Annotated in this window: 19 protein-coding genes; 11 read left to right on the top strand and 8 right to left on the bottom strand. The window is 48.3% G+C overall.

The window, feature by feature from the left end; genetic code table 11:
* On the bottom strand, positions 1–1,395 hold the full coding sequence (locus ON05_RS09770) for a LuxR C-terminal-related transcriptional regulator (protein ID WP_010480220.1): 1,395 nt from the start codon (positions 1,393–1,395) through the stop codon (positions 1–3).
* A 77-nt stretch (positions 1,396–1,472) separates the two neighbouring features.
* On the opposite strand from ON05_RS09770, the gene ON05_RS09765 reads away from it, so the two are divergent.
* The 3 genes from ON05_RS09765 (at position 1,473) to blaOXA (ending at position 4,828) form a co-directional block, all read left to right on the top strand.
* Complete coding sequence (locus ON05_RS09765; RefSeq protein ID WP_139026133.1) at positions 1,473–1,682, top strand: hypothetical protein; 210 nt, start codon at positions 1,473–1,475, stop codon at positions 1,680–1,682.
* Between the two features lie 201 nt (positions 1,683–1,883).
* On the top strand, positions 1,884–3,911 hold the full coding sequence (locus ON05_RS09760) for a S9 family peptidase (RefSeq protein WP_010480222.1): 2,028 nt from the start codon (positions 1,884–1,886) through the stop codon (positions 3,909–3,911).
* A gap of 74 nt (positions 3,912–3,985) precedes the next feature.
* Positions 3,986–4,828: a class D beta-lactamase gene (gene blaOXA, locus ON05_RS09755; RefSeq protein ID WP_010480225.1), complete on the top strand. Its 843-nt coding sequence runs from the start codon at positions 3,986–3,988 to the stop codon at positions 4,826–4,828.
* Positions 4,829–4,879: 51 nt separating this feature from the next.
* Here blaOXA and ON05_RS09750 read toward each other — a convergent pair whose 3' ends face one another.
* On the bottom strand, positions 4,880–5,488 hold the full coding sequence (locus ON05_RS09750) for a hypothetical protein (RefSeq protein WP_010480226.1): 609 nt from the start codon (positions 5,486–5,488) through the stop codon (positions 4,880–4,882).
* 198 nt (positions 5,489–5,686) lie between these two features.
* Complete coding sequence (locus tag ON05_RS09745; RefSeq protein ID WP_010480228.1) at positions 5,687–6,259, bottom strand: hypothetical protein; 573 nt, start codon at positions 6,257–6,259, stop codon at positions 5,687–5,689.
* Positions 6,260–6,302: 43 nt separating this feature from the next.
* Between ON05_RS09745 and tnpA the strand changes: the two genes are divergently transcribed.
* Positions 6,303–6,734, top strand: coding sequence for an IS200/IS605 family transposase (gene tnpA / locus ON05_RS09740; RefSeq protein WP_010480230.1), 432 nt, complete (start codon positions 6,303–6,305; stop codon positions 6,732–6,734).
* Between the two features lie 49 nt (positions 6,735–6,783).
* Here the strand turns inward: tnpA and ON05_RS09735 are convergent, their stop codons facing one another.
* Positions 6,784–7,212 (bottom strand): hypothetical protein, encoded by a 429-nt coding sequence (locus tag ON05_RS09735; protein WP_010480232.1) that lies wholly within the window; start codon positions 7,210–7,212, stop codon positions 6,784–6,786.
* 294 nt (positions 7,213–7,506) lie between these two features.
* On the bottom strand, positions 7,507–7,884 hold the full coding sequence (locus ON05_RS09730; RefSeq protein ID WP_010480234.1) for a VOC family protein: 378 nt from the start codon (positions 7,882–7,884) through the stop codon (positions 7,507–7,509).
* Between the two features lie 113 nt (positions 7,885–7,997).
* Here ON05_RS09730 and ON05_RS09725 point away from each other — a divergent pair, with 113 nt between their 5' ends.
* Complete coding sequence (locus tag ON05_RS09725; protein ID WP_139026137.1) at positions 7,998–8,462, top strand: hypothetical protein; 465 nt, start codon at positions 7,998–8,000, stop codon at positions 8,460–8,462.
* On the opposite strand, the gene ON05_RS09720 is transcribed toward ON05_RS09725, so the two are convergent.
* Positions 8,376–9,662: a hypothetical protein gene (locus tag ON05_RS09720; protein ID WP_010480239.1), complete on the bottom strand. Its 1,287-nt coding sequence runs from the start codon at positions 9,660–9,662 to the stop codon at positions 8,376–8,378. The two genes, ON05_RS09725 and ON05_RS09720, sit on opposite strands and share 87 nt — an antisense overlap.
* Before the next feature lie 120 nt (positions 9,663–9,782).
* Positions 9,783–10,592 (bottom strand): class I SAM-dependent methyltransferase, encoded by an 810-nt coding sequence (locus ON05_RS09715; RefSeq protein ID WP_010480241.1) that lies wholly within the window; start codon positions 10,590–10,592, stop codon positions 9,783–9,785.
* A gap of 465 nt (positions 10,593–11,057) precedes the next feature.
* Here ON05_RS09715 and ON05_RS09710 point away from each other — a divergent pair, with 465 nt between their 5' ends.
* Positions 11,058–12,374, top strand: a complete 1,317-nt coding sequence (locus ON05_RS09710) for a diguanylate cyclase domain-containing protein (RefSeq protein ID WP_029315693.1) — start codon at positions 11,058–11,060, stop codon at positions 12,372–12,374.
* Here the strand turns inward: ON05_RS09710 and pheT are convergent.
* Positions 12,371–14,812, bottom strand: coding sequence for a phenylalanine--tRNA ligase subunit beta (gene pheT / locus ON05_RS09705; protein WP_010480244.1), 2,442 nt, complete (start codon positions 14,810–14,812; stop codon positions 12,371–12,373). The two genes, ON05_RS09710 and pheT, sit on opposite strands and share 4 nt — an antisense overlap.
* 351 nt (positions 14,813–15,163) lie before the next feature.
* Here pheT and ON05_RS09700 point away from each other — a divergent pair, with 351 nt between their 5' ends.
* The 5 genes from ON05_RS09700 (at position 15,164) to ON05_RS09680 (ending at position 19,327) form a co-directional block, all read left to right on the top strand.
* A complete protein-coding gene (locus tag ON05_RS09700) occupies positions 15,164–15,388 on the top strand; it encodes a type II toxin-antitoxin system HicA family toxin (protein ID WP_010480245.1) in 225 nt (74 codons plus the stop codon).
* A complete protein-coding gene (locus tag ON05_RS09695; RefSeq protein ID WP_010480246.1) occupies positions 15,385–15,591 on the top strand; it encodes a type II toxin-antitoxin system HicB family antitoxin in 207 nt (68 codons plus the stop codon). Before ON05_RS09700 ends, ON05_RS09695 begins: the two co-directional genes overlap by 4 nt.
* A 340-nt stretch (positions 15,592–15,931) precedes the next feature.
* Positions 15,932–16,279, top strand: a complete 348-nt coding sequence (locus tag ON05_RS09690) for a helix-turn-helix domain-containing protein (RefSeq protein WP_262561500.1) — start codon at positions 15,932–15,934, stop codon at positions 16,277–16,279.
* 17 nt (positions 16,280–16,296) lie between these two features.
* Entirely contained in the window at positions 16,297–16,851 is a 555-nt protein-coding gene (locus ON05_RS09685) for an IS630 family transposase (protein WP_396148983.1), read from the top strand.
* A 1,093-nt stretch (positions 16,852–17,944) separates the two neighbouring features.
* Positions 17,945–19,327, top strand: a complete 1,383-nt coding sequence (locus ON05_RS09680; RefSeq protein WP_010475426.1) for a serine/threonine-protein kinase — start codon at positions 17,945–17,947, stop codon at positions 19,325–19,327.
* The last annotated feature ends 76 nt before the right edge of the window (positions 19,328–19,403 follow it).

The raw sequence follows: 19,403 nt of genomic DNA, 5'->3' as shown, positions 1-19,403 counted from the left end.
CTAAATCTCATGCCCCTGGAGGGACATCAAATTATAGAGAGCTTGTAGCCGGGTTTTCGCGTTCAGTTTAACGAGGATATTGTTGATATGAAATTTAACCGTACTATCGCTGATAAAGAGCTGCTCAGCGATATCGCGATCACGAAAGCCCTGGACTAATAACGCCAGAACGTCCCGTTCGCGGGCAGAAAGCTGCTGTTCGCCTTGATCTAGTCCCCAGGTTTCCCCTTGCATGACAGATGCCACCGCTTCCCGTAATTGCTCAGCAGTGATTGAAAGCTGGAGGTCTGCCTTGGCGCTTTTGGGCGTTATGGCTGAGCTATGGCTGACCCACAGCGGATAGTGACTGGTTTCGAGGAGGTCCACTTGATCCGTTAGTAGAGGGATTTGAGGATCGCTGTTGACGCAAACCTGTAGTCCAGCTCCAGAGGCCAGGTGCATCAGTCCCGTTTGCACTAAAGGAGACGCACACTGAATGCGCACACAAGTCCCTTGAACGGCCACAGGAAAGGTTAAGGCCACTTGAATAGCCTTGATATTAGGTTCTGAACTGATTTTGAAGCTGCCATTAAAACATGAAGCCATCAAAGATAAACGACCAAAGGTGGTTCGCTCCCAGGCGTTCCGTTCGGGTTCAACAGGGGCAGCAGCAATGGCTTCTAAGGTTACCGCTTCTTCGCCGTAGGTCAGGCGGCAGTAGCTGCAATCGAGATCCTTAAGGGTTTCAGCAGTCCGCAAAAAGAGATGGGTTTTGGACACGTCTAGGCATCGTTCAGTCCCCAATACCAACACCGTTGCTTGCCCTAAGATATGGGCCATTGCATCCGATAGAGACAGATTGGCCAATATCCGTTGGGTGTCCATGCCTGCGGGCACCTGCTGTTCTGACTGGTGCAGAGATGCCATTTCTAAAGCCACGGTCAGGGTTGTACAGAGACTGGATAAAATCTTCAGAAACTCTGGACGGATAGCGTCATGACTAAAAACAGCCAAGACGCCAATTACCTTATCTCCATGGGCTAAGGGGTAACCCGCAAAGCCGTTGATATTGTTGGCGATCGCCCAATCTGGATTTCTGACCCAGGATTCCTTGGCCAAATTATTGCTCAGGAGAGAAACTCGATTTTGAGCAATTTTGCCAATCTTAAATTCCCCCATGGGAATGCGGCTGAATGTGCCGTCAGTGCGGGTATAGAGTCCAGAAGAAGCCACTAGCTTCAGCATTGTCTGATCCGGCTCCACTAGCCAGATGCGGGCAAAGGCACAGTTAAACTGTTCCACGAAGCCATCTGTGGCGAGACGGGCAATGGTCTCAGGGTCCAATGAGGTGGAAAACCCTAGCGCAACCTTATTGGCTTGCTCTAGGTCCCAGACCAATGTTGCATTTTCAAGCATGTAGAAAAATGTCTAATCCAAATTGTGTGAGAACAGGAAGCAACAGATATCAATGCGAGGGGAACGGTGGGGCAATCATGGGGAAGTCCGATTTCTTGTCGTCCATGTCCTATGCCAGAACTGCAGGTGACGGGGGGATAGAAGGAAAAGGAGAACGCCTCCAAACCGGCGTATTTCAATGGAGACCGCTTCCCGATGATTTCTCTAATCAGGCTGTAGACTCCTCATCAACCCTGTATCGGCGAGAAACCGTTGCGTTTTTCCGATCTTCTGAATCAAGGTTGTGACCGATTGATTCAACCCCCTTCATACCTAGACCAGAAAATAAATTTGGGGCAGCTGTGACGGTTTGGACTCTTTGGACAATAGCCTTTCGATCTTAGAACATCCGCCCTTGAATATCTATCGCATCTGTATTGGAGCGTGCGATCGCACCCCATAGACCACATTCAATCAGACCCGAACTAACCTATTTTGGAGTACGCCCTATGCATCCCTTACCGCGCACCGTTAGCCTAATGTTTATGGCTAGCTTTATAGGACTGACCCCCACTTCTGTCGGCTTCGCGGCGGAAAGCCCCAGCCCTCAGACCAGCCTTCCTCCCCTGATCGACCGCGAGCTGTTTTTCTCCGATCCAGAGATTTCCGGTGCCCAACTGTCCCCGGATGGTCAATTTCTGGCCTTCCAAAAACCCCTGAAGGGGGTGATTAATGTCTGGGTCAAAGGCATTAACGAACCGATGTCTGCTGCTCGCCCTGTAACGGCCGATGCTACCCGCCCGATTATGATCTATTTCTGGAGTGCGGACGGTCGCTATATTCTCTACGGTCAGGATAAAGGGGGCAATGAAAATTTCCGGCTCTATGCCGTTGACCCCAAAACTGTCGGTGGCCAAACCCAAGCTCGCGACCTCACCCCGTTTGAGGGGGTGACGGCCCAGGTTTATGCCGTGCCGAAACGGACCCCCAATGAAGTGATTATTGGCCTCAATGATCGTAATCCACAGGTCCATGATGTCTATCGCCTCAATCTCACCACGGGAGAGCGGACCCTCCTGATCCAAAACGATCAGAATATTGCGGGCTGGGTCACGGACTTAGAGGGCAAGGTTCGCCTGGCGGCTCGCCAAACCCTTGAGAACGGCAATGAACTTCTCAAGGTTGAAAACGGCAAGCTCACCCCCCTGTATTCCTGCAAGGTTGAAGAGACCTGTGCCCCGATTCGCTTTCACCCAGACGGCCAGCGGGTTTATCTGCGCACCAATCGAAATGTGAATTTTACCCGACTGGAGCTGCTCAATGTGGACACTCAGCAGAGCCAACCCGTCGAATCCGATCCTGAAAATCAGGTGGATTTTGGGGGTGCATTATTCTCCCAGGCCACGGACGAGCTGGTTGCCACCTATTACGTGGGCGATCGTCGTCGCGTCTATCCCAAAACAGATCAGCTCACTGCGGATTTGAAGTTTTTGCGCCAGCAACTGCCTAAGCTGGAGCTATCCATTGGGTCGGTCACTCGGGATGATCGATTGGCACTGATTAATGCCCAAAGTGATGTAAATCCCGGAACCACCTATCTGTTTGACCGCCAGGCTCAAAGCCTGAAAAAGCTCTATGATGTTCGCCCAGAGCTGCCCAGTCAACACTTAGCCCCTCGCCAACCGATTCGCTACCAAGGCCGCGATGGCCAAGAGATTCCAGCCTATCTGACCTTACCCAAAGGTGTTGAGCCCAAGAATCTCCCAGTGATTGTGTTTCCCCACGGTGGCCCTTGGGCGCGGGATTACTGGGGTTATGACGGTGCCGCCCAGTTCTTGGCCAATCGCGGCTATGCCATTTTGCAGCCTAACTTTCGCGGGTCGACGGGCTATGGTAAGGCGTTTCTCAATGCGGGCAATGAGCAATGGGGAACCGGCATTATGCAGCATGATCTGACGGATGGCGTCCAGTATCTGATTGACCAGGGCATTGCGGATCCAAAGCGGGTCGGCATTACCGGGACTTCCTATGGGGGCTATGCGACGTTGGCTGGGTTGGCCTTTACCCCTGAACTGTATGCAGCAGGGGCTTCGGTAGTTGGTCCCTCTAATATCATGACCCTGCTCAATTCCATTCCTCCCTACTGGGCGCCGATGAAATCTATGTTTGCCCTCCGGGTCGGTGATCCAAAGGATCCAGCCGATCAAGACCGTTTGAAAGCTCAGTCGCCGCTGTTTTCGGCTCAGAATATTCAAGCGCCGCTGTTAGTGATTCAAGGTGCCAATGACCCTCGGGTGAAACAGGCCGAGTCAGATCAGATCGTAGCGGCCTTAAGAGACCTCGGTCGCCCTGTGGACTATCTGATTGCCCCAGATGAAGGCCATGGTTTTCGGAAAGAGATCAATCTGTTAACCATGACTGCCTCTCTGGAACGCTTTTTTGCCCAGCATCTCGGCGGCCGCTATCAGAAGGAGCTGTCTCCTGAGCTGCAAACCAATATTGAAGCTCTGACGGTGGATATTAAGACGGTACAGTAAGGGCCATTCGCATGAGGGGCAAGAAACTGAATCGGCCTAGCCCCGCAGTTCTTTGAATGTAGGTCATGGAGAAGATGGTTAACCACGTCGATAAAAAACTGGGGTATTGTGTTGCCCGGTGTTTGGCAATCGCAAGTTTATCTTTAACCGCCATCCTCTGGGGCGAATCGTCTGTTGCAGCTCCCCCCAAGTTGGCCCAGCAGACTATTTCCCTGGCCCAGCCTTTTCAAGATCTCAAGGTCAACGGCTCGATTTTGATTTACGACCTCAAACGCAACCGTACCTATCAGTACAATCCGGCCCGTAATACCCAGCCGTTTTTACCTGCATCCACCTTCAAAATTCTCAACTCCCTGATTGCCCTAGAAACAGGGGTGATTGCCAACGACCTCGCCCTTCTGACCTGGGATGGGGTAGAACGCAGTTTCCCCACCTGGAATCGAGACCTGAATTTGCAAACCGCGTTTAAGGTATCGGCGGTCTGGTTTTACCAGGTATTAGCGCGTCGCATTGGCTTTCAGCGGATGCAGCAATGGGTGACTAAAGTTGGCTACGGCAATCAATCCATTGGCAAGGCCGATGAGATAGATACCTTTTGGTTGACGGGGGAGTTGCGGATTTCACCGACGGAACAGATTCAGTTTCTCCAGCGTTTGTATGGCAATGAACTACCCTTTTCAGAATCTGCGATCGCAACGGTGAAACAGATCATGATTGTGGAGCAAACACCCGAATATACGATCCGAGCGAAGACGGGTTGGGCACTGCAGCCTGGCATTGGTTGGTATGTCGGCTATGTCGAGCAAAATGACAATGTCTATTTCTTTGCCACCAATCTCGATATCGGTGATCAGAAAGATTTACCCGCTCGGGCAGAAGTAACGCGTCGCAGTTTGAAAGCTTTAAATCTGCTGTAGTCTTTTCTCCTCTCCGAGTCTCGAACGCGAGTCAGCCCTGTTCCCCAGGGTTTACTTGGAAAAGTGAAACCGTCTCTGAATCGGTTTGCGGTAGACGGCAAATAGCAGCAGTGAACTCATAATCAATAAATGAACCTGAAAGGCGGCATTAGCAATATTCCAGACGGGAATGGAGGGCAGAACCAATAGCACGCTGAGAAGACTGGCAAAAAACATCGCACCTGTCTCGGTATCTGGATATTTCCAGGTTTTGATTAAGGTCGGGAAAGAGGCAAAAATATCGCCGATGATGGCACAGAGGATGGCTAGTTGCGGAGATGCGATCACAGCCCATAAAATCACCGCCAGCAACGAGAACGCCCCACAGCTTAAGTCAAAGACTCCCATTTCCCAGTAGCTGCGTTTATTAACAAATGAGGCTAAAAAAATTAAAAGGGGCAGTAAACCCGCAATAAAAACGCGCAAAGTAGGCCAACCAGCTGCCCCTGCTGAGAGTGCAGCTGCGGTACTAATCAAGGGGGATAAGGCCCACGTGGACCAGGACACCCGGTTGGGCTTCGTCTTACCCGCGAGGGTATCGCGAATATAGGCGAAGGCCCCAGCTGTACTAATCAGTACACTGAGGATTACTAACCAATGGATCAGCGATATACCTAGCATGCGGCCCTTTTATCTCTAGCAATCGAGTCCGTTTAACACTGTCTGGGATCAAGTCATGTGGCTTATCCCTAATGGCCTCTTGAGAGCATTAATTATTGGCTTGTGATATTTTCTGATTTTGAAACTGACTAAGGAAATTAGACCTCTTGCATAATTGATTGCGCGATATGGTAAGTGGGTGAGGTCATTGAAGCTCCACTACTCAGTTAATAATTTTATCCTTGCCCAATAGGCATCATAACCTTTAGCAGTAGAAGTAGATTTATTAACCTCCAAAATCTTAACTCTTTCTCCTTTCTTAATGACACCAATAATGTCACCAAGTTTTCCGGTGATTGCAGGAGAATTATTTCGAAAGTTAATATTAGTGATTGCTCTTAACTCATCACCGTTTTTAGGCAGGCCAGTTACTTCTATGGTTTTAGTTCTAGGTAATAATATTTCTGTCCCAGGTTCTGCGGTATGTCCTAAATAAATCCAACCCTCAGAAACCTCTTTAGCAGCAATTGCCAATGCAGATGTTTGTAAATCTTCATTTGGTTGTTTCGTTTCTATCGTCTCATTCTTAGATTTCGCAGAATCATTTTCTGACGCGTTTTTTGTGGCCGCCTCTAAGTTTTTTTGCCGAGATAGAAGGTTTTTGATTTTATCGTCTTTAAACAGTTCAGCGTATTTACTATCCTTAGCAAATGCCTTAAAAAGGGCAATAACTAAATATTGGTAAGCCCCCGGCTCTGCCGGGGAGACTCTCGTAGGTTTGACCGGGTGCAACGGTAGAAAATTCTCCTTGCAGTTTTCTCGCAAGGAGAAAGAAATGTCACCTAAAAAGCTAAATCATACGACTTGGGATTGCAAATATCACATTGTATTCATTCCTAAGCGTCGTCGGAAAGTTATATATGGTAGTCTTCGCATTCGCTTAGGCGTTTTATTTCGGGAGCTGGCGGAACAACGTGGTGTTGAAATTTTGGAAGGTCATTTGTTGCCAGATCATGTTCACATGTGTATGAGTATTCCACCAAAGCATCCGGTCTCAGGGGTGGTGGGTTTTATGAAGGGTAAGAGTGCCATAGCGATAGCGCGTCAATTTATGGGAAAGCGTCGGAATTATTCAGGCGAGAGCTTTTGGGCGCATGGTTATTATGTGTCGACTGTTGGTTTGGATGAAGGAGTAGTTCGTGCCTACATTCGGAACCAAGAGATAGAGGATGAGCGAATAGAGCAGTTAAACCTACCGATGAGTTGATGATACAGGAGTGCCCCTTTGGGGCTAATCCACTGGCCCCTTTCAGGGGCTAACAATGATAAGCCTCCGGCTCTGCCGGAGGTAATTTAACTAAATTAGAATTTTCAGTAGCTAGAACTAGAGATACAATTTTTTTACGATCTTTTTCATCATCAGCATGTAGATCTAGAGCCATTAAAGTCATTGTAGCCTTAGCTAAACTTTTTTTATTATCATCAACATCTCCTAGGAAATTAATTGACTTAAATATTCTATCCGAAAACACATCACGTTTTTGTAGGTCATTTTTTATACTGGCTAATTTTTTATCCTGCTCATCCAATGTTTTTTTCTGCGTGTCTAAGGTTTTAGATTGTTGAGGAAATAAGAGGAAGATTTGATAAGCAAGAATGGCTACAGTGATAACTGCTGCTATAGGTTCACCAAAATCTTTTATGAATTGAAGAGGATTAAATTTCTTTGAAGATGACATTGCCATACTGTAACTCCATGATTTTCTAGCTTTCAAAAACTCAGATATTTCTTTTTTAAACCATATTTCAAAACCAACTTCTCAGTTACTTCTGGTAGCATCCCTGTGATAATTCATCCTTCAGATTAAAGCAAGTGCCAACTTTGTTGGCACTTGCTTTAGCTCGAATCACATTAGGTTAGGAATAGACCTCTTGCAGTATCAGTTTTATGATGCGCTACTAACTTAATAAATGGTGAGATTTGACCTGATTTTTTTATCTGTCACCATATTATTAGCTAAATTTTATAAGAAGCCTATTCATGAACCAGGTATTGTGAAAAAGGTTAGACAGCCACCGACTGGGTCAGTCACCACAAATTCTTTCGGTCCCCAGGGTTTTTGTGCCAATTTTTCTTGGACAATTCTGTCGTCTTTTGCTTCATATTCAGCAAACAGCTGGTCAATCTCGTTGACCTGAATACGGATGCTGGTGGGACTGCCCAAATTTTGGTAGCTGTTTTTGCACAGATAGATAACGGCCATATCTCGCTGGACAATGGCTAGTCTCAGAGGATCCCCTTCCCGGTGGATGACCTTGAATCCGAGTTTTTGTTCGTAAAATGCGATCGCAGGTTCCAAATCCTCCCCAGCGGGGACAAGGGGATGGATAGGGCCTAACGTTGGGGACGAACTCATCAGGAATGACCTCACTGGAATTTAGGGCAATGGGAATCAAAGCAGATTAAGTATTATTGCCTAGCTTTTGCAATTCGCCGCATCGATCTCCTAAACATGATAGAACGGGGGACATGCTAAGTCTTAACGCCCTTCTCGACTTTTCCCGATGCAACTGCGTTGGCATTTGTGCATCCTTAGTCCCCATCAATATTCTGTCTACCGCCTTAACGGTTTATAAAGTTAGTCGAGATCATTCCCCTGGATCTATCCGCGCCAGCATTGGATTTTCTAGCCTAGCGGCAGTTCTGCTAGCGCTCCACGATCTGTCCTGGCTGATCATTGGCGTGATTATGGCTCCCACCTATATTCTGTTCACCATTGCCGTTGTGTGTTTGAGCTTCAATGCTTGGGCGGGTTTCCATCCTCACAGCATGAGACAAACCGTCTTGGCTATCGTGAGCTATTGTTGGCAGGGCTTGATGATGTTGCGGCCCCCTAAAGTAGATACCCTACTGAACCTCGATCCCATCCCCCTCAATAGCACTGTAGATATCCGGCGATACCAACCCCAACCAGGGATCAGACCTCGGCGTTAGAAATAAGTCGGCATACACCTTCTCATTCAGTTGATATATCGTTCCAGTTTGGTTGCGTTCTACAAACCACTGGTGGATGCGCGAATGGAGAAGGTATTCATTGCGGACTGTATCAATGGCCATGGCCTGCTCAAAGCTTTTGACGGTTTTGGCTAGCGTTTTAGGGGCACGGTAGGCACTGTGCTTACTTCGCATCAGAGATTTGCTGTTCTCATCCAGCTTTGCTTGATCTGCCTGAAATTCAGCTAATTTCCCCCAGGTCTGAGGCTGAGTGGCTTCATTGAGTTGATCGCGGTTTTGGTTGGCCAAAGTCGATAGACTCATAGACGAAGACACCAAAGGGATCTCCACGAGTGCCTTAGTGAGGGCAATGGGCGCAGCATCTACTGCATTCGGCGTTGTGCTATCGGGTAGTGCCTGTAGTTCAGGAATATCCTTGATCCCTGCTGTTTGTAGGTCTTGAGTCCAATTCGTTTGAATGGCTTCTAACCGCTGCTGATGATAGGTTTGCAGGGCTTGTTGGTATTCGCCCTCTTGTAGACGAGCCGTTTGCTTCCAAAGTCTCTCTGCCCGCTGTAAATGCTGAAGAAAAGCTTGAGGGCCATAGAGTCCAGGCAACGCTTCCAGGGGACGGCCACTGGCATCCAGCACATAGTGGATACTGTTGCCCGTGACGGTGCGTTTGAGCTGGCGACCATCACCAAAATCAATGGTCATGACGGGGGCAGGACGCACGGACTCCCAGTGCAAGACATACCGTTCGCGCAAATATTGAGACACCTCGGCATTGGGATAGAGGGCGACTCGGAAGAATCGACTATTGGCGCAGCTCAGCTCTTCATCTAAATTGCCCAATAATCGTAAAGACAATATGGGCTTATTGCTGGCTCGGGCTTCTGCTTGTGCCTTAGCTAGATCCGTATGCCAATACAGCTGAGAAGCGTGACAATCTCGCTGCTTACAGAGGGCATCTAGTTGTGTTCTCAGGTGTGGATTAGGCAGCTCGGTGGACTTGAGTGCCTGGCCATGATCTTTCAAAAACTGAACCAGTCCATCAGGACCTTGGGCTCTCAGCTGGGTTATGCTCGGAATAGCTTGCTGTACGGCCGATCCATTGGGGATGGCGGACTCAGCCGATACCGATTGTGCCCCTAGCACAATGCCAATCCCAACCCATAGCCACTGAACTTTTAGACGCATACAGGAGACTCCAAAGCCCGACTCTCAGCACCATCTTGGCACGTCTCTGGGCCAACGTCATGGTTGGGATCACATCCAGGGGCAAGATGGGCTGAGATAACGGTTGCCTTAGAGAAGATCCTAAGCGGCTTCAAAAAACATCAAATGTTGCTGGGGCAATAGGTTTTTGGTCTCTTTCCATACCAATCCGACCTTGAGCATCTCTTTACGGACCTGCTTTTGCGTCATCTTGTGTAAGGGCTTAATCATCACCAGGGGATTTTCGGCCCGATACTCGGCTAAAACAACTCTGCCGCCGGGTTTGAGAGCTTTAACGATGCCCGTCATCATTTCGTTGGGAAACTCAAACTCGTGGTAAGCATCCACCATCAGCACTAAGTCCACACTTTGCTCAGGTAAGTTAGGATTCTGCTCATTGCCTAAAATTGCGTCTAAATTATCAACCTGCCGTTCTTCTTTGAAATAATTGAGGATTTCTACCATCTCAGGCTGAATATCGACTGCTAAAACCTTTCCTTCAGGTAGGAAGGGAGTCATCCGAAAACTCATATACCCCGTTCCTGCCCCAATATCAGCGACGACGTCCGTCGGGCTTAAGTTGAGGGCTTCCACCAATCGCCGAGGTTGTTCACTGCTAGCCCGTCCTGAGCGCTCTAGCCATCCTGCGCCTTGGTGGCCCATAACTTGGGCGATTTCTCTGCCCATGTAGACTTTGCCAATCCCATCCAGGCTATATCCTGATTTCTCTTGGTAAAGGGCGGGATCCGTAAAGCCTACCCCGGCTAGAGCTTCCGCATTGAGGCCAATCAGACTCCATAGGACAGTACCGAGAACCCATAGCCCTGCTAATACCGTTGCGAGACGAGAGATTCGAGATCGCCATGCAAAGGGTGAGAGAACGTTAGAAAAAACGTTAGGTTTCGCTGCCATGAGGTCTCCAAAATATCCGGTGCTGATACTGCTATAGCCTAACGTGGCAATGTTGAACCTGTCTGTGAACTCGATGGCGATTCAATTTTTTCGAGAGAAGTAAATCTTGAGTCTCAAATATTTTAATTTCTAGACAGAAAGAACGGGGTATATTTATTCGCTAATTTCTCTGTATGACGGGCCATTTGGGCGAATCGGTCTTTATAATTAATGGGTATTAACAGGTGAGCTTTATATCTAACCATTGAGGAACTGTTTGATCTCTAGTCTGGGTGTTATCCTGCTATTTTTTTAGGCAGTAACAACTAAAGGCTACGATGCTTAATCTAGCAGCGAACGATTGGTTGTACTCTGCATTATTTTCCCTTATGTGATTGCTGTAAATCGGAAAAGTTTGGTGTCATCACTGAGCTGAGGTTTGTCTTTGCTATCTCTGCAGGCTGAACTTTTGGGGGCTTGTCTAATTTGCAGCGATTTCGAAAGCTAACACTTTGGTTGTATCAACGGATAGCACTGATTCTGGTGCTGCTGCTCTGTATGGGGACGGGGGTTGCCCTCTCGGGCACCTTTGAGTTATCGGCAGATTTAGTGGATGCCCAAGCACTTCAACATGCGCGGGTTTCTGTGAATACGGTTAAGGAAGCTTGGCTCCTTTACAGCCAGTCTGTGGTGGGGCGTTTGGACGATGTAGATAATGTGACGGCAAGTCCTGAATACCATCAAATGGCAGGTGGTGTTCCAGTGCCTGCGACTTTCACGATTGAGTTGGGAGAACGGGTCAGCCAATCGGAAAGTGGTCTATCTTTTCGCTTGTTTAGTAATTACCCCTTTCCCAATCGCCAAGGGTCAGGGGGACCCCAAAATATATTTGAACAGAAGGCGCTGAAGTATTTACAGCGAAACCCGACTGGCTTCTACTACCAAAAAGCAAAGGAGAAGGATCACCTTTTGTTTCGCTATGCCGAAGCCGTCCAAATGGAACCGAGCTGTGTCAAGTGTCATAACACCTGGCCAGGCAGCCCTAAAACCGATTGGCAGGTGGGCGATGTACGAGGAGTTCTAGAAATCACTCAGCCCATTGATGCCTTTGTGGCTCAGGCGCAAGAGGGGTTAAAGAGTATCTGGACCACATTGATTGTGATTGGCTGTCTGGCGGTCACCAGCCTGATCCTAGTGATTAGCTACTTACAGAATAGTAATCAAATTTTGCAGGCTAAGGTTGAGGCAAAGACCGCTGCCCTAAATCGACTGGCTCACCTGGATGGCTTGACTGAACTGGCTAATCGGCGGTGTTTTGATCAGGTATTGGAGCAAGAATGGCGACGTATGCAGCGCCAACAGAAGCCTTTGGCTTTGATTATGTGTGATGCTGATTATTTCAAACGCTTTAATGATGCCTATGGCCATCAGGCAGGAGATCACTGTCTCCAAAAGATTGCTTGTGTCATCAACGCCAATGTCAGGCGGACGGGAGATTTAGCGACTCGTTATGGGGGCGAAGAGTTTGCAGTGATCATGCCCAATACCGATCATAAGCAGGCCTGTCTGGTGGCGGAAAAAATCCAGCGGGCGATGCTTGATCTGCGAATTGAGCATTTGCAGTCTGAGGTGGCCGATCACGTCACTTTGAGTATTGGTGTTGCGAGCACCGTGCCCCAACCGATTTATCACCCCACTCACTTAGTGGGGGTGGCGGATGCAGCCCTGTATGAGGCCAAGGTCAATGGCCGCAATCAAATTATTGTCAAACTCCCTGAGATAGTGGGAAGTCGGCGGACTTAGCTTCTGAGGCTCACCTTGAACTGTTTTTCCAGGGCGTCACGCACTTTTTGGTGGATGGGGTTAACTTCTTCGTCCGTGAGGGTGCGATCGCAGGCCTGATACAGCAATCGAAACGCCAAACTCCGCTGCCCTTCCGGCACATGTTCCCCTTGATATTCATCAAACAGCTCAATGGCCGTCAGCAGAGACTGCTTGCGACCGCCTGCTGCCTTGCGAATGACTTTTTCAATCTCGGCAACGGTAACGTCCGTGGGAATAAAGAACGCCAAATCGCGATCGGCGGCGGGATAGGTGGAGTAGGTAGAAAACAGCGTCGCCTTTGTTTGCAGTCGGGCGAGCTGCTCTAGAAGCAGGTCTAAATTCAGCTCAAACACATAAACCGTCGGCAGGTCTCGCTCCTGCTGTACCTGAGGATGGATTTGGCCAAAATAGCCAAGCTTTGCGCCTTGAGAAATTAGAGCTGCCGTGCGCCCCGGATGGAGCCGCGGATCAGGACAATCGGATTGAAAGGTCACGGACAATCCCAACTGGCTTAGGACTCGCTCCAATAATCCCTTGGCTTCGAACCAGGTCATAGCATAGTCTTGATTTGCGGTGCGCATCCATTTACCTTGGGCGGGGTCGCCCCCCAGAATGCCTGCAATGGCCCGAGCCTCTTTTAGTTTCTTGCCCTCTTTCCAGAAAACTTGACCAACTTCAAAGCCATTGAGTGCTCCATTGCCCTGCTCCCAATTCCGTTGACAGGCATTGAGCAAGCTAGTCAGCATTTCGGTGCGCAGAGCGGAGAACTCTACTAACAAGGGATTCACTACGACCACTTGGTCATCCCCCCCAGGTTTGACCCAGGAATAATGAATTAACTCAGTCAAACCAACCGCTCGGAAGGCTTCTCTGAGTTTACGAGCCAAGGCATCCTGACTAGATAGGGTTCCTAACTCGGTCTTTGCAGGTAGGGTTTCACAGAAATTATCATAGCCATACAGTCGAGCAATTTCCTCCACCAAGTCGATTTCCCGCTCAATATCACTATGGCGATGGGGTGGCACCATAACGGTCCAAGTCTCCAGTCGGTCGGTGGGGGTTGTATCGAAACTGAGAGATTCTAAAATCGGCAGGATGTCTTTGGCGGTTAAGTCTGTGGGTTCACCGTTTTTGCCTTTGACTTTCCCCAACACATGATTGACCCGATCCAGACGTAGCTCAATCGATCGCTCCAAAGACTTACGATGGTCAGCCCGCTGCTGAGCAACCACCTTAGCTCCTGTCAAATCCACCAATAGCTGCAAGGCATGCAGGCAGGCGGTTTCTAGCTGAGATTCATTTACCCCGCGTTCGTAGCGGGCCGAGGCTTCACTGCGGAGGCTTTGACTACGAGCCGAGCGCCGAATGGTTAGGGAGTTGAAGAGAGCAGCTTCCAGGACTAAACGAGTACTGGTGTCTTTGACTTCTGTGTCTTCACCGCCCATTACGCCCCCTAGCGCCACTGGCTGATCATTGGCAGTAATCACCAGGGTTTGTTCCTGTAGCTTGCGCTGTTGGCTATCTAGGGTTGTGAGGGTTTCCCCAGATTTGGCTAAACGTACGCCTAAGGTCAGGGGCTTCTTATTTGCTAACGCCTCCAGGGAATCCGCGTCAAAGGCATGGAGGGGCTGTCCCCACTCCAGCAGGATGTAGTTGGTAATATCCACCACATTATTAATAGGGCGAGTGCCAGCGGCGATTAGTCGCTGCTGCAGCCAGTCTGGAGAAGGGGCGATAGTGACGTCTTCTAGTACCGTGGCGATATAGGCAGGGCAGGCTTCAGCGTCAGACAATTCCACTTTGACATCTTTGCCTGAGGGGATATCTAGCTTGGGTGTAGTGGGTAGTTTTAGCTTCGCCCCCGTCAGTGCCGTGACTTCACGGGCGACCCCCACCATACTGAGGGCATCGGCACGGTTCGCGGTGGAGGTCAGATCTAAGATGACATCATCTAGGCCCAAGAGGGGACGGACATCCTCTCCAACGGCTACACCCTCCGCTTCAAAGCTATGGATACCGTCAATCTCGCTTTCTAAGCCCAGCTCGGTCAGAGAACAAATCATCCCGGCAGAGGGCACACCTCGGAGTTTGGCTTTTTTGATTTTTAAGTCTGGTGTGGGTAAGTAGGTGCCTAAGGTGGCAACGGGGACGCACAGTCCGGCTTTGACATTGGGAGCACCACAGACAATTTGGGATGGCTCTGCTTCCCCAATATCAACGGTACAAACGCGTAGTTTATCGGCATTGGGATGGGACTCACAGGTCAGCACTTTCCCCACCACAACCCCATCCGCCCAAGTGCGCAAATCTTCAATGTCCTCAACCTCAAACCCAGCCAGAGTCAGTTGTTCTGCCAAATCTTCGGGTGACAGATCGATATCGACTAGATTTTTAAGCCAATTGAGAGAGATACGCATAAATTTGGTGCTAGTTGAATTAAGAGTGAGATAGTTCGAATCAAGGTCCAGCCTAGTGTACGGGCTGAGATGATCAACTACAGAGCAAAAAAAGAAGCTGATTGAAATCTACATCGCAGGGATTCCATCAGCATGACGTTTGTCACAGTCTCTATTGTGCGGTAATCGAATCACAGAGTGCAAACATTCTTGTTTTTCAATGAAATGGTTATTTGCCATAACCATCAAAAGATGGCTATGGAGCCTGTGTTATGCCAGATTTTCTTAAGCCACTTGAAGGCACCAGTCTTTGGCTAGAATATGAGAATTATTGTTAGCTCAATTTTCAGGGCAAAGAGGTAATGGGCGAAGATGCCCAAAAAGATCAAAGATTTGAAGCGGCTGTTGCAAAAGGCAGGGTTTGTGTTGCTGCCCAAGCGGGGTAAAGGAAGTCATTCTTACTGGATGCATGAACTCTTACCTAAGCCAGTTGTTTTGTCTGGCAAGGATGGTGGAGATGCAAAGCCCTACCAAGAGAAGCGAGTAGATGAAGCATTAAAGACGGTAGAACGGTTACAAGGTGAAGAAGATACATGAAATACAGCATTCTTATTCAGTGGTCTGATTCTGATCAGTCTTATATTGCAAGCTTGCCAGAGTGGGGAAGATTCGCATCAACCCACGGTGACACCTATGAAGAAGCTTTGGAAAATGCCAGGGAAGTTTTAGAGGATCTCATCTACGCCTATGGGCAAATGGGGAGACCCTTACCTTTACCAAAAGTTTTACAGGCTGCGTAATCTTTAGATTGGGTATTTAGTCATCCCTGAAAAACCCCTTCTATTTTGGCGGTACTTTGCCATAACCCTTGCATATCAAAGCTCTTAGAGGTCAAATTTGAAACATAGAGATTTGATCATCTACTAGGATTGGGAGTTTCAAATAATCTAAAAAAACGCTATTTCGCCAGTTTTTACAAGAGTCAGCGAATTTACTTGCAATTTAAAGCCGTACTTTAGCGACTTAAAGTCTTACGGTATATGGTCTGATGAGGTTTTTCAGGGACGACTATTTAGTGTTCAAAGTACTTGTAATACCAAATCCGATTTATATAACTCCGATATAATACATAATTAGAGAATGCCAAGAAAACTATATCTCGAACCTCATTTTTCGCCCGAGGAGCTGAAGTCTCATTATCGAGCCAGCCAAGACCCAGTAGAATCGCGCCGCTGGCATCTACTATGGCTCGTCAGTGAGCAAACAACGCTAACTCAAGCAGCCCAAGTGGTCGGTCTCAACTACGATTACGCTCGAGAAATCGTCAGGGAGTATAACCACAATGGCGCCCATGGGTTACGCAACCGACGCAAAGATAAGCGACCTCATCAATCTCGCAGTCTTCTGACTCAAGACCAATGTGCACAATTGTTGACTCGTCTACAAACCCCACCCGCCGACGGTGGTCTATGGAACGGACCTAAGTAGCCCAGGTCATTGCTCAGATGACAGGAGTCGATAAGGTTTGGCCCCAACGAGGTTGGGACTATCTCAAGCGATTGGAGCAGTCCCTGCAATGCCCACGTCCTCACCACCGTAAAGGTGAACCAGAGGCCCAAGCCGCTTTTAAAAAACTGCCTGAGTACAAAGCAGAATTGGAGCGACGCTACCCTAATGCTCAGGTCGAAGTTTGGTCTTTTGATGAACATCGTTTAGGCCTTAAACCCATTATTCGAAAGATTTGGGCGCCTGTGGGTCAGCGTCCAATTGCTGAGGTGGACCATCGCTATGAATGGACCTATCTATACGGATTCGTTCATCCCGCAACTGGCAATACCGAATGGTTCATTCTGCCTCGGGTCAATGGAGAATGGTTTAATCAAGCCCTACAAAGCTTTGCTCAGCAAGTTGGAGCGGGAAAGCACAAACAGATTCTTCTCGTTCTCGATGGAGCCGGATGGCATACCTGTAAGAATCGGGTGGTGCCACCTGGCATTCATCTGAAGGTTTACCCCCCTATTCTCCAGAGCTACAGCCCGCTGAACGGTTGTGGCGGCTAGCGGACGAACCACTGGCCAATCGATGCTTTGAGACCCTGGATGAGTTGGAAGATGTGCTCGAGCAGCGCTGTCGAACTTTAATGACCATGCAATCAGACATTAAAGCTCTCACTCACTACCATTGGTGGCCAGCTTGACAGATAAGATATTTCGGGAGTTAATGAGTCGGATTTGGTATAAATAATCAAAGCTAAACTACCCCAGACTTGGGACTAACGGCTGAACAAGTGCTGAAGGCAGGGCGTTGACATTGCTTTAACTCATACACCCTCATAAATATGAGATCGAATGGTTGTTATTGGACGAGCCACATAATCCGTTTTATTTCAATACAATTCCACAGAAAGTTGTAGTGTCTAATTTCGTAGGAAAGTGTCCATATTGTTCTCATCGAATTAAGGCTTGGACAGATACCCCACACGGCTCAGAGTATAACTGTCATAAATGTTCCAGGGTCTTCGATGTCTTGCTGACAGACTTCAATAATCATTCTCCACACGAAATTAGTGAGCACTTCCCTTGCTTAGTGTTCAAGATGGGGGAACTTACAGCTTTTACGGTGAGAAAAGAACAGAGATTTTGTGAAGTGTGTGGAACTTTCTATAGGCAAGACGAGAATGTGTGTCCCAATTTACTTGAAGAGATTGTGTATTGGTACCACCACCCTGAAGTGATTTCCAACAAGACAGACGAACTAGACCCAGATTTAGTACAGGGAGAAATCAAAGTATATCTTGCCGCTAATTTTAAAGACAGAGTTGTACGTAGAATCATTAACGGAAACTTGAAAAAGAAGAAAGAGTAGAGCACCTTGTCAGAAAACAGTTAACGTCAGAGCCGTTTCAAGTTCTTGAGAGCAAACCTGAAGCGGGTATTATTTCTCAAATGCTCTTTGTATCTAAAGAATCTTAGTTCTCCTGAATAAGCTCTGGTGAGCTGGAAAAGGCTCCATATTTATTTAGGTGCAAAAAGCAGAATTAATAGGTGCAAAAATCAGCGATAGATGCTGATTCAACTCATCATATTAAAGTCCCATTTCTGCAAGAGCTAGTACCGATGCGGGAAGCCTGAGGTTATGTCAGCTAACAACAATATGTTTGAGCAATCCCATCGCCAGGCCGGAGATCTTATCGCGGAGCGATACCGCCTCCTTTCTGTACTCGGTAAAGGAGGGGCTGGCATTACTTATGCCGCAGAGGATATTTATACCCAACAGGAATTTGCCCTCAAAGAACTATCTCTAAAGGGCATGGGAGATTGGAAACAACTAGAACTGTTTGAGCGTGAAGCCAAGGTTTTGTCTCAACTCGATCATCCAGCCATTCCCAACTATATCGACTACTTTCAAACCGATACAGAAGAAGATCGGTGGTTCTATATCGTTCAGGAATTAGCCCCGGGTCAATCCCTAGCAGACTTGGTGAAAGAGGGATGGCGGGCTAGCCAAGCTGAAGTGCGTCAGTTGGCCTTACAGATTCTGGACATTCTGAAATACTTACATGAGCTAACCCCACCGATTATTCATCGGGATATCAAACCGCAAAATATTATTCGTAGTGAAGACGGTCAGATTTACCTGGTGGACTTTGGTGCTGTCCAAAATGTCTATCACAACACGATGGTGGGCAGTACGGTTGTGGGGACTTATGGCTATATGGCCCCTGAGCATTTCCGGGGGAAAGCGGTTCCCGCCACTGATTTGTACTCTCTTGGGGCAACGTTGCTGTTTCTGCTCACCCACTGTTCCCCTGCTGACTTGCCGCAAAAGCGACTCAAGATAGATTTTCGCTCTGCCGTGCAGCTCAAGCCAGACTTTGCGGACTGGCTCGATCATCTGCTGGAACCTGCCGTGGAGGATCGGCTGGCCTCGGCCCAAGATGCGATTGACGCGCTTAAAGCACCGCCACGACGAGCGCAGCCTGCATCTCTTACCCCACCCAAAGCCAAGGCTCTACAGCGAAAACCGATGGGCAGTAAGGTTAAGCTACAACGCACAAGGACCCATCTAACCGTTGACATTCCCCCCATTGGTTTACGGGGAGAAACTTTGGGGATTGGATGTTTTGCCTTGTTTTGGAATGGGTTTATTTTTGTGTGGACTGCAGGCGCTCTGGCGGCTGGTGCGCCTTTCCTATTTCCCTTGTTTTCCATTCCGTTTTGGATTGTTGGTATTGGTATGGCAAGTGTCGTTGTCTTCGGGGTGGCTGGACGTACCCATTTAGAAATTAATCCACAAACCTTTGAGTTAGTTTGGCAAGTCAAGTCTTTAGGGCTTCGATATCGGCGTAGTGGCCGAACAGAAGACATCGAAGGAATTAAGCTGACCACGGCTTATACCAGTAATGATCGGCCTGTCAAAGGTTGCACTTTATTAGAAGGAGTTAACACTCACAAATTCGGCACCATGCTCAGTCCCAGTGAAAAAGCTTGGTTAGTGGAGGAAATAAGAGATTTCCTCATCATGCAGCAACACTGAGGAGGTGGCACCGAAACGGCCAGTTGCTAGTTGTTCAAGATCACCAACCGATTGCTTGAGTCAGGACAAAATGGAA

This window comes from Acaryochloris sp. CCMEE 5410, assembly GCF_000238775.2.
In the GTDB taxonomy this organism is placed as follows: domain Bacteria; phylum Cyanobacteriota; class Cyanobacteriia; order Thermosynechococcales; family Thermosynechococcaceae; genus Acaryochloris.
The sequence above is the reverse complement of the archived record's forward strand: the minus strand, read 5'-3'. Positions and strand labels throughout refer to the sequence as shown.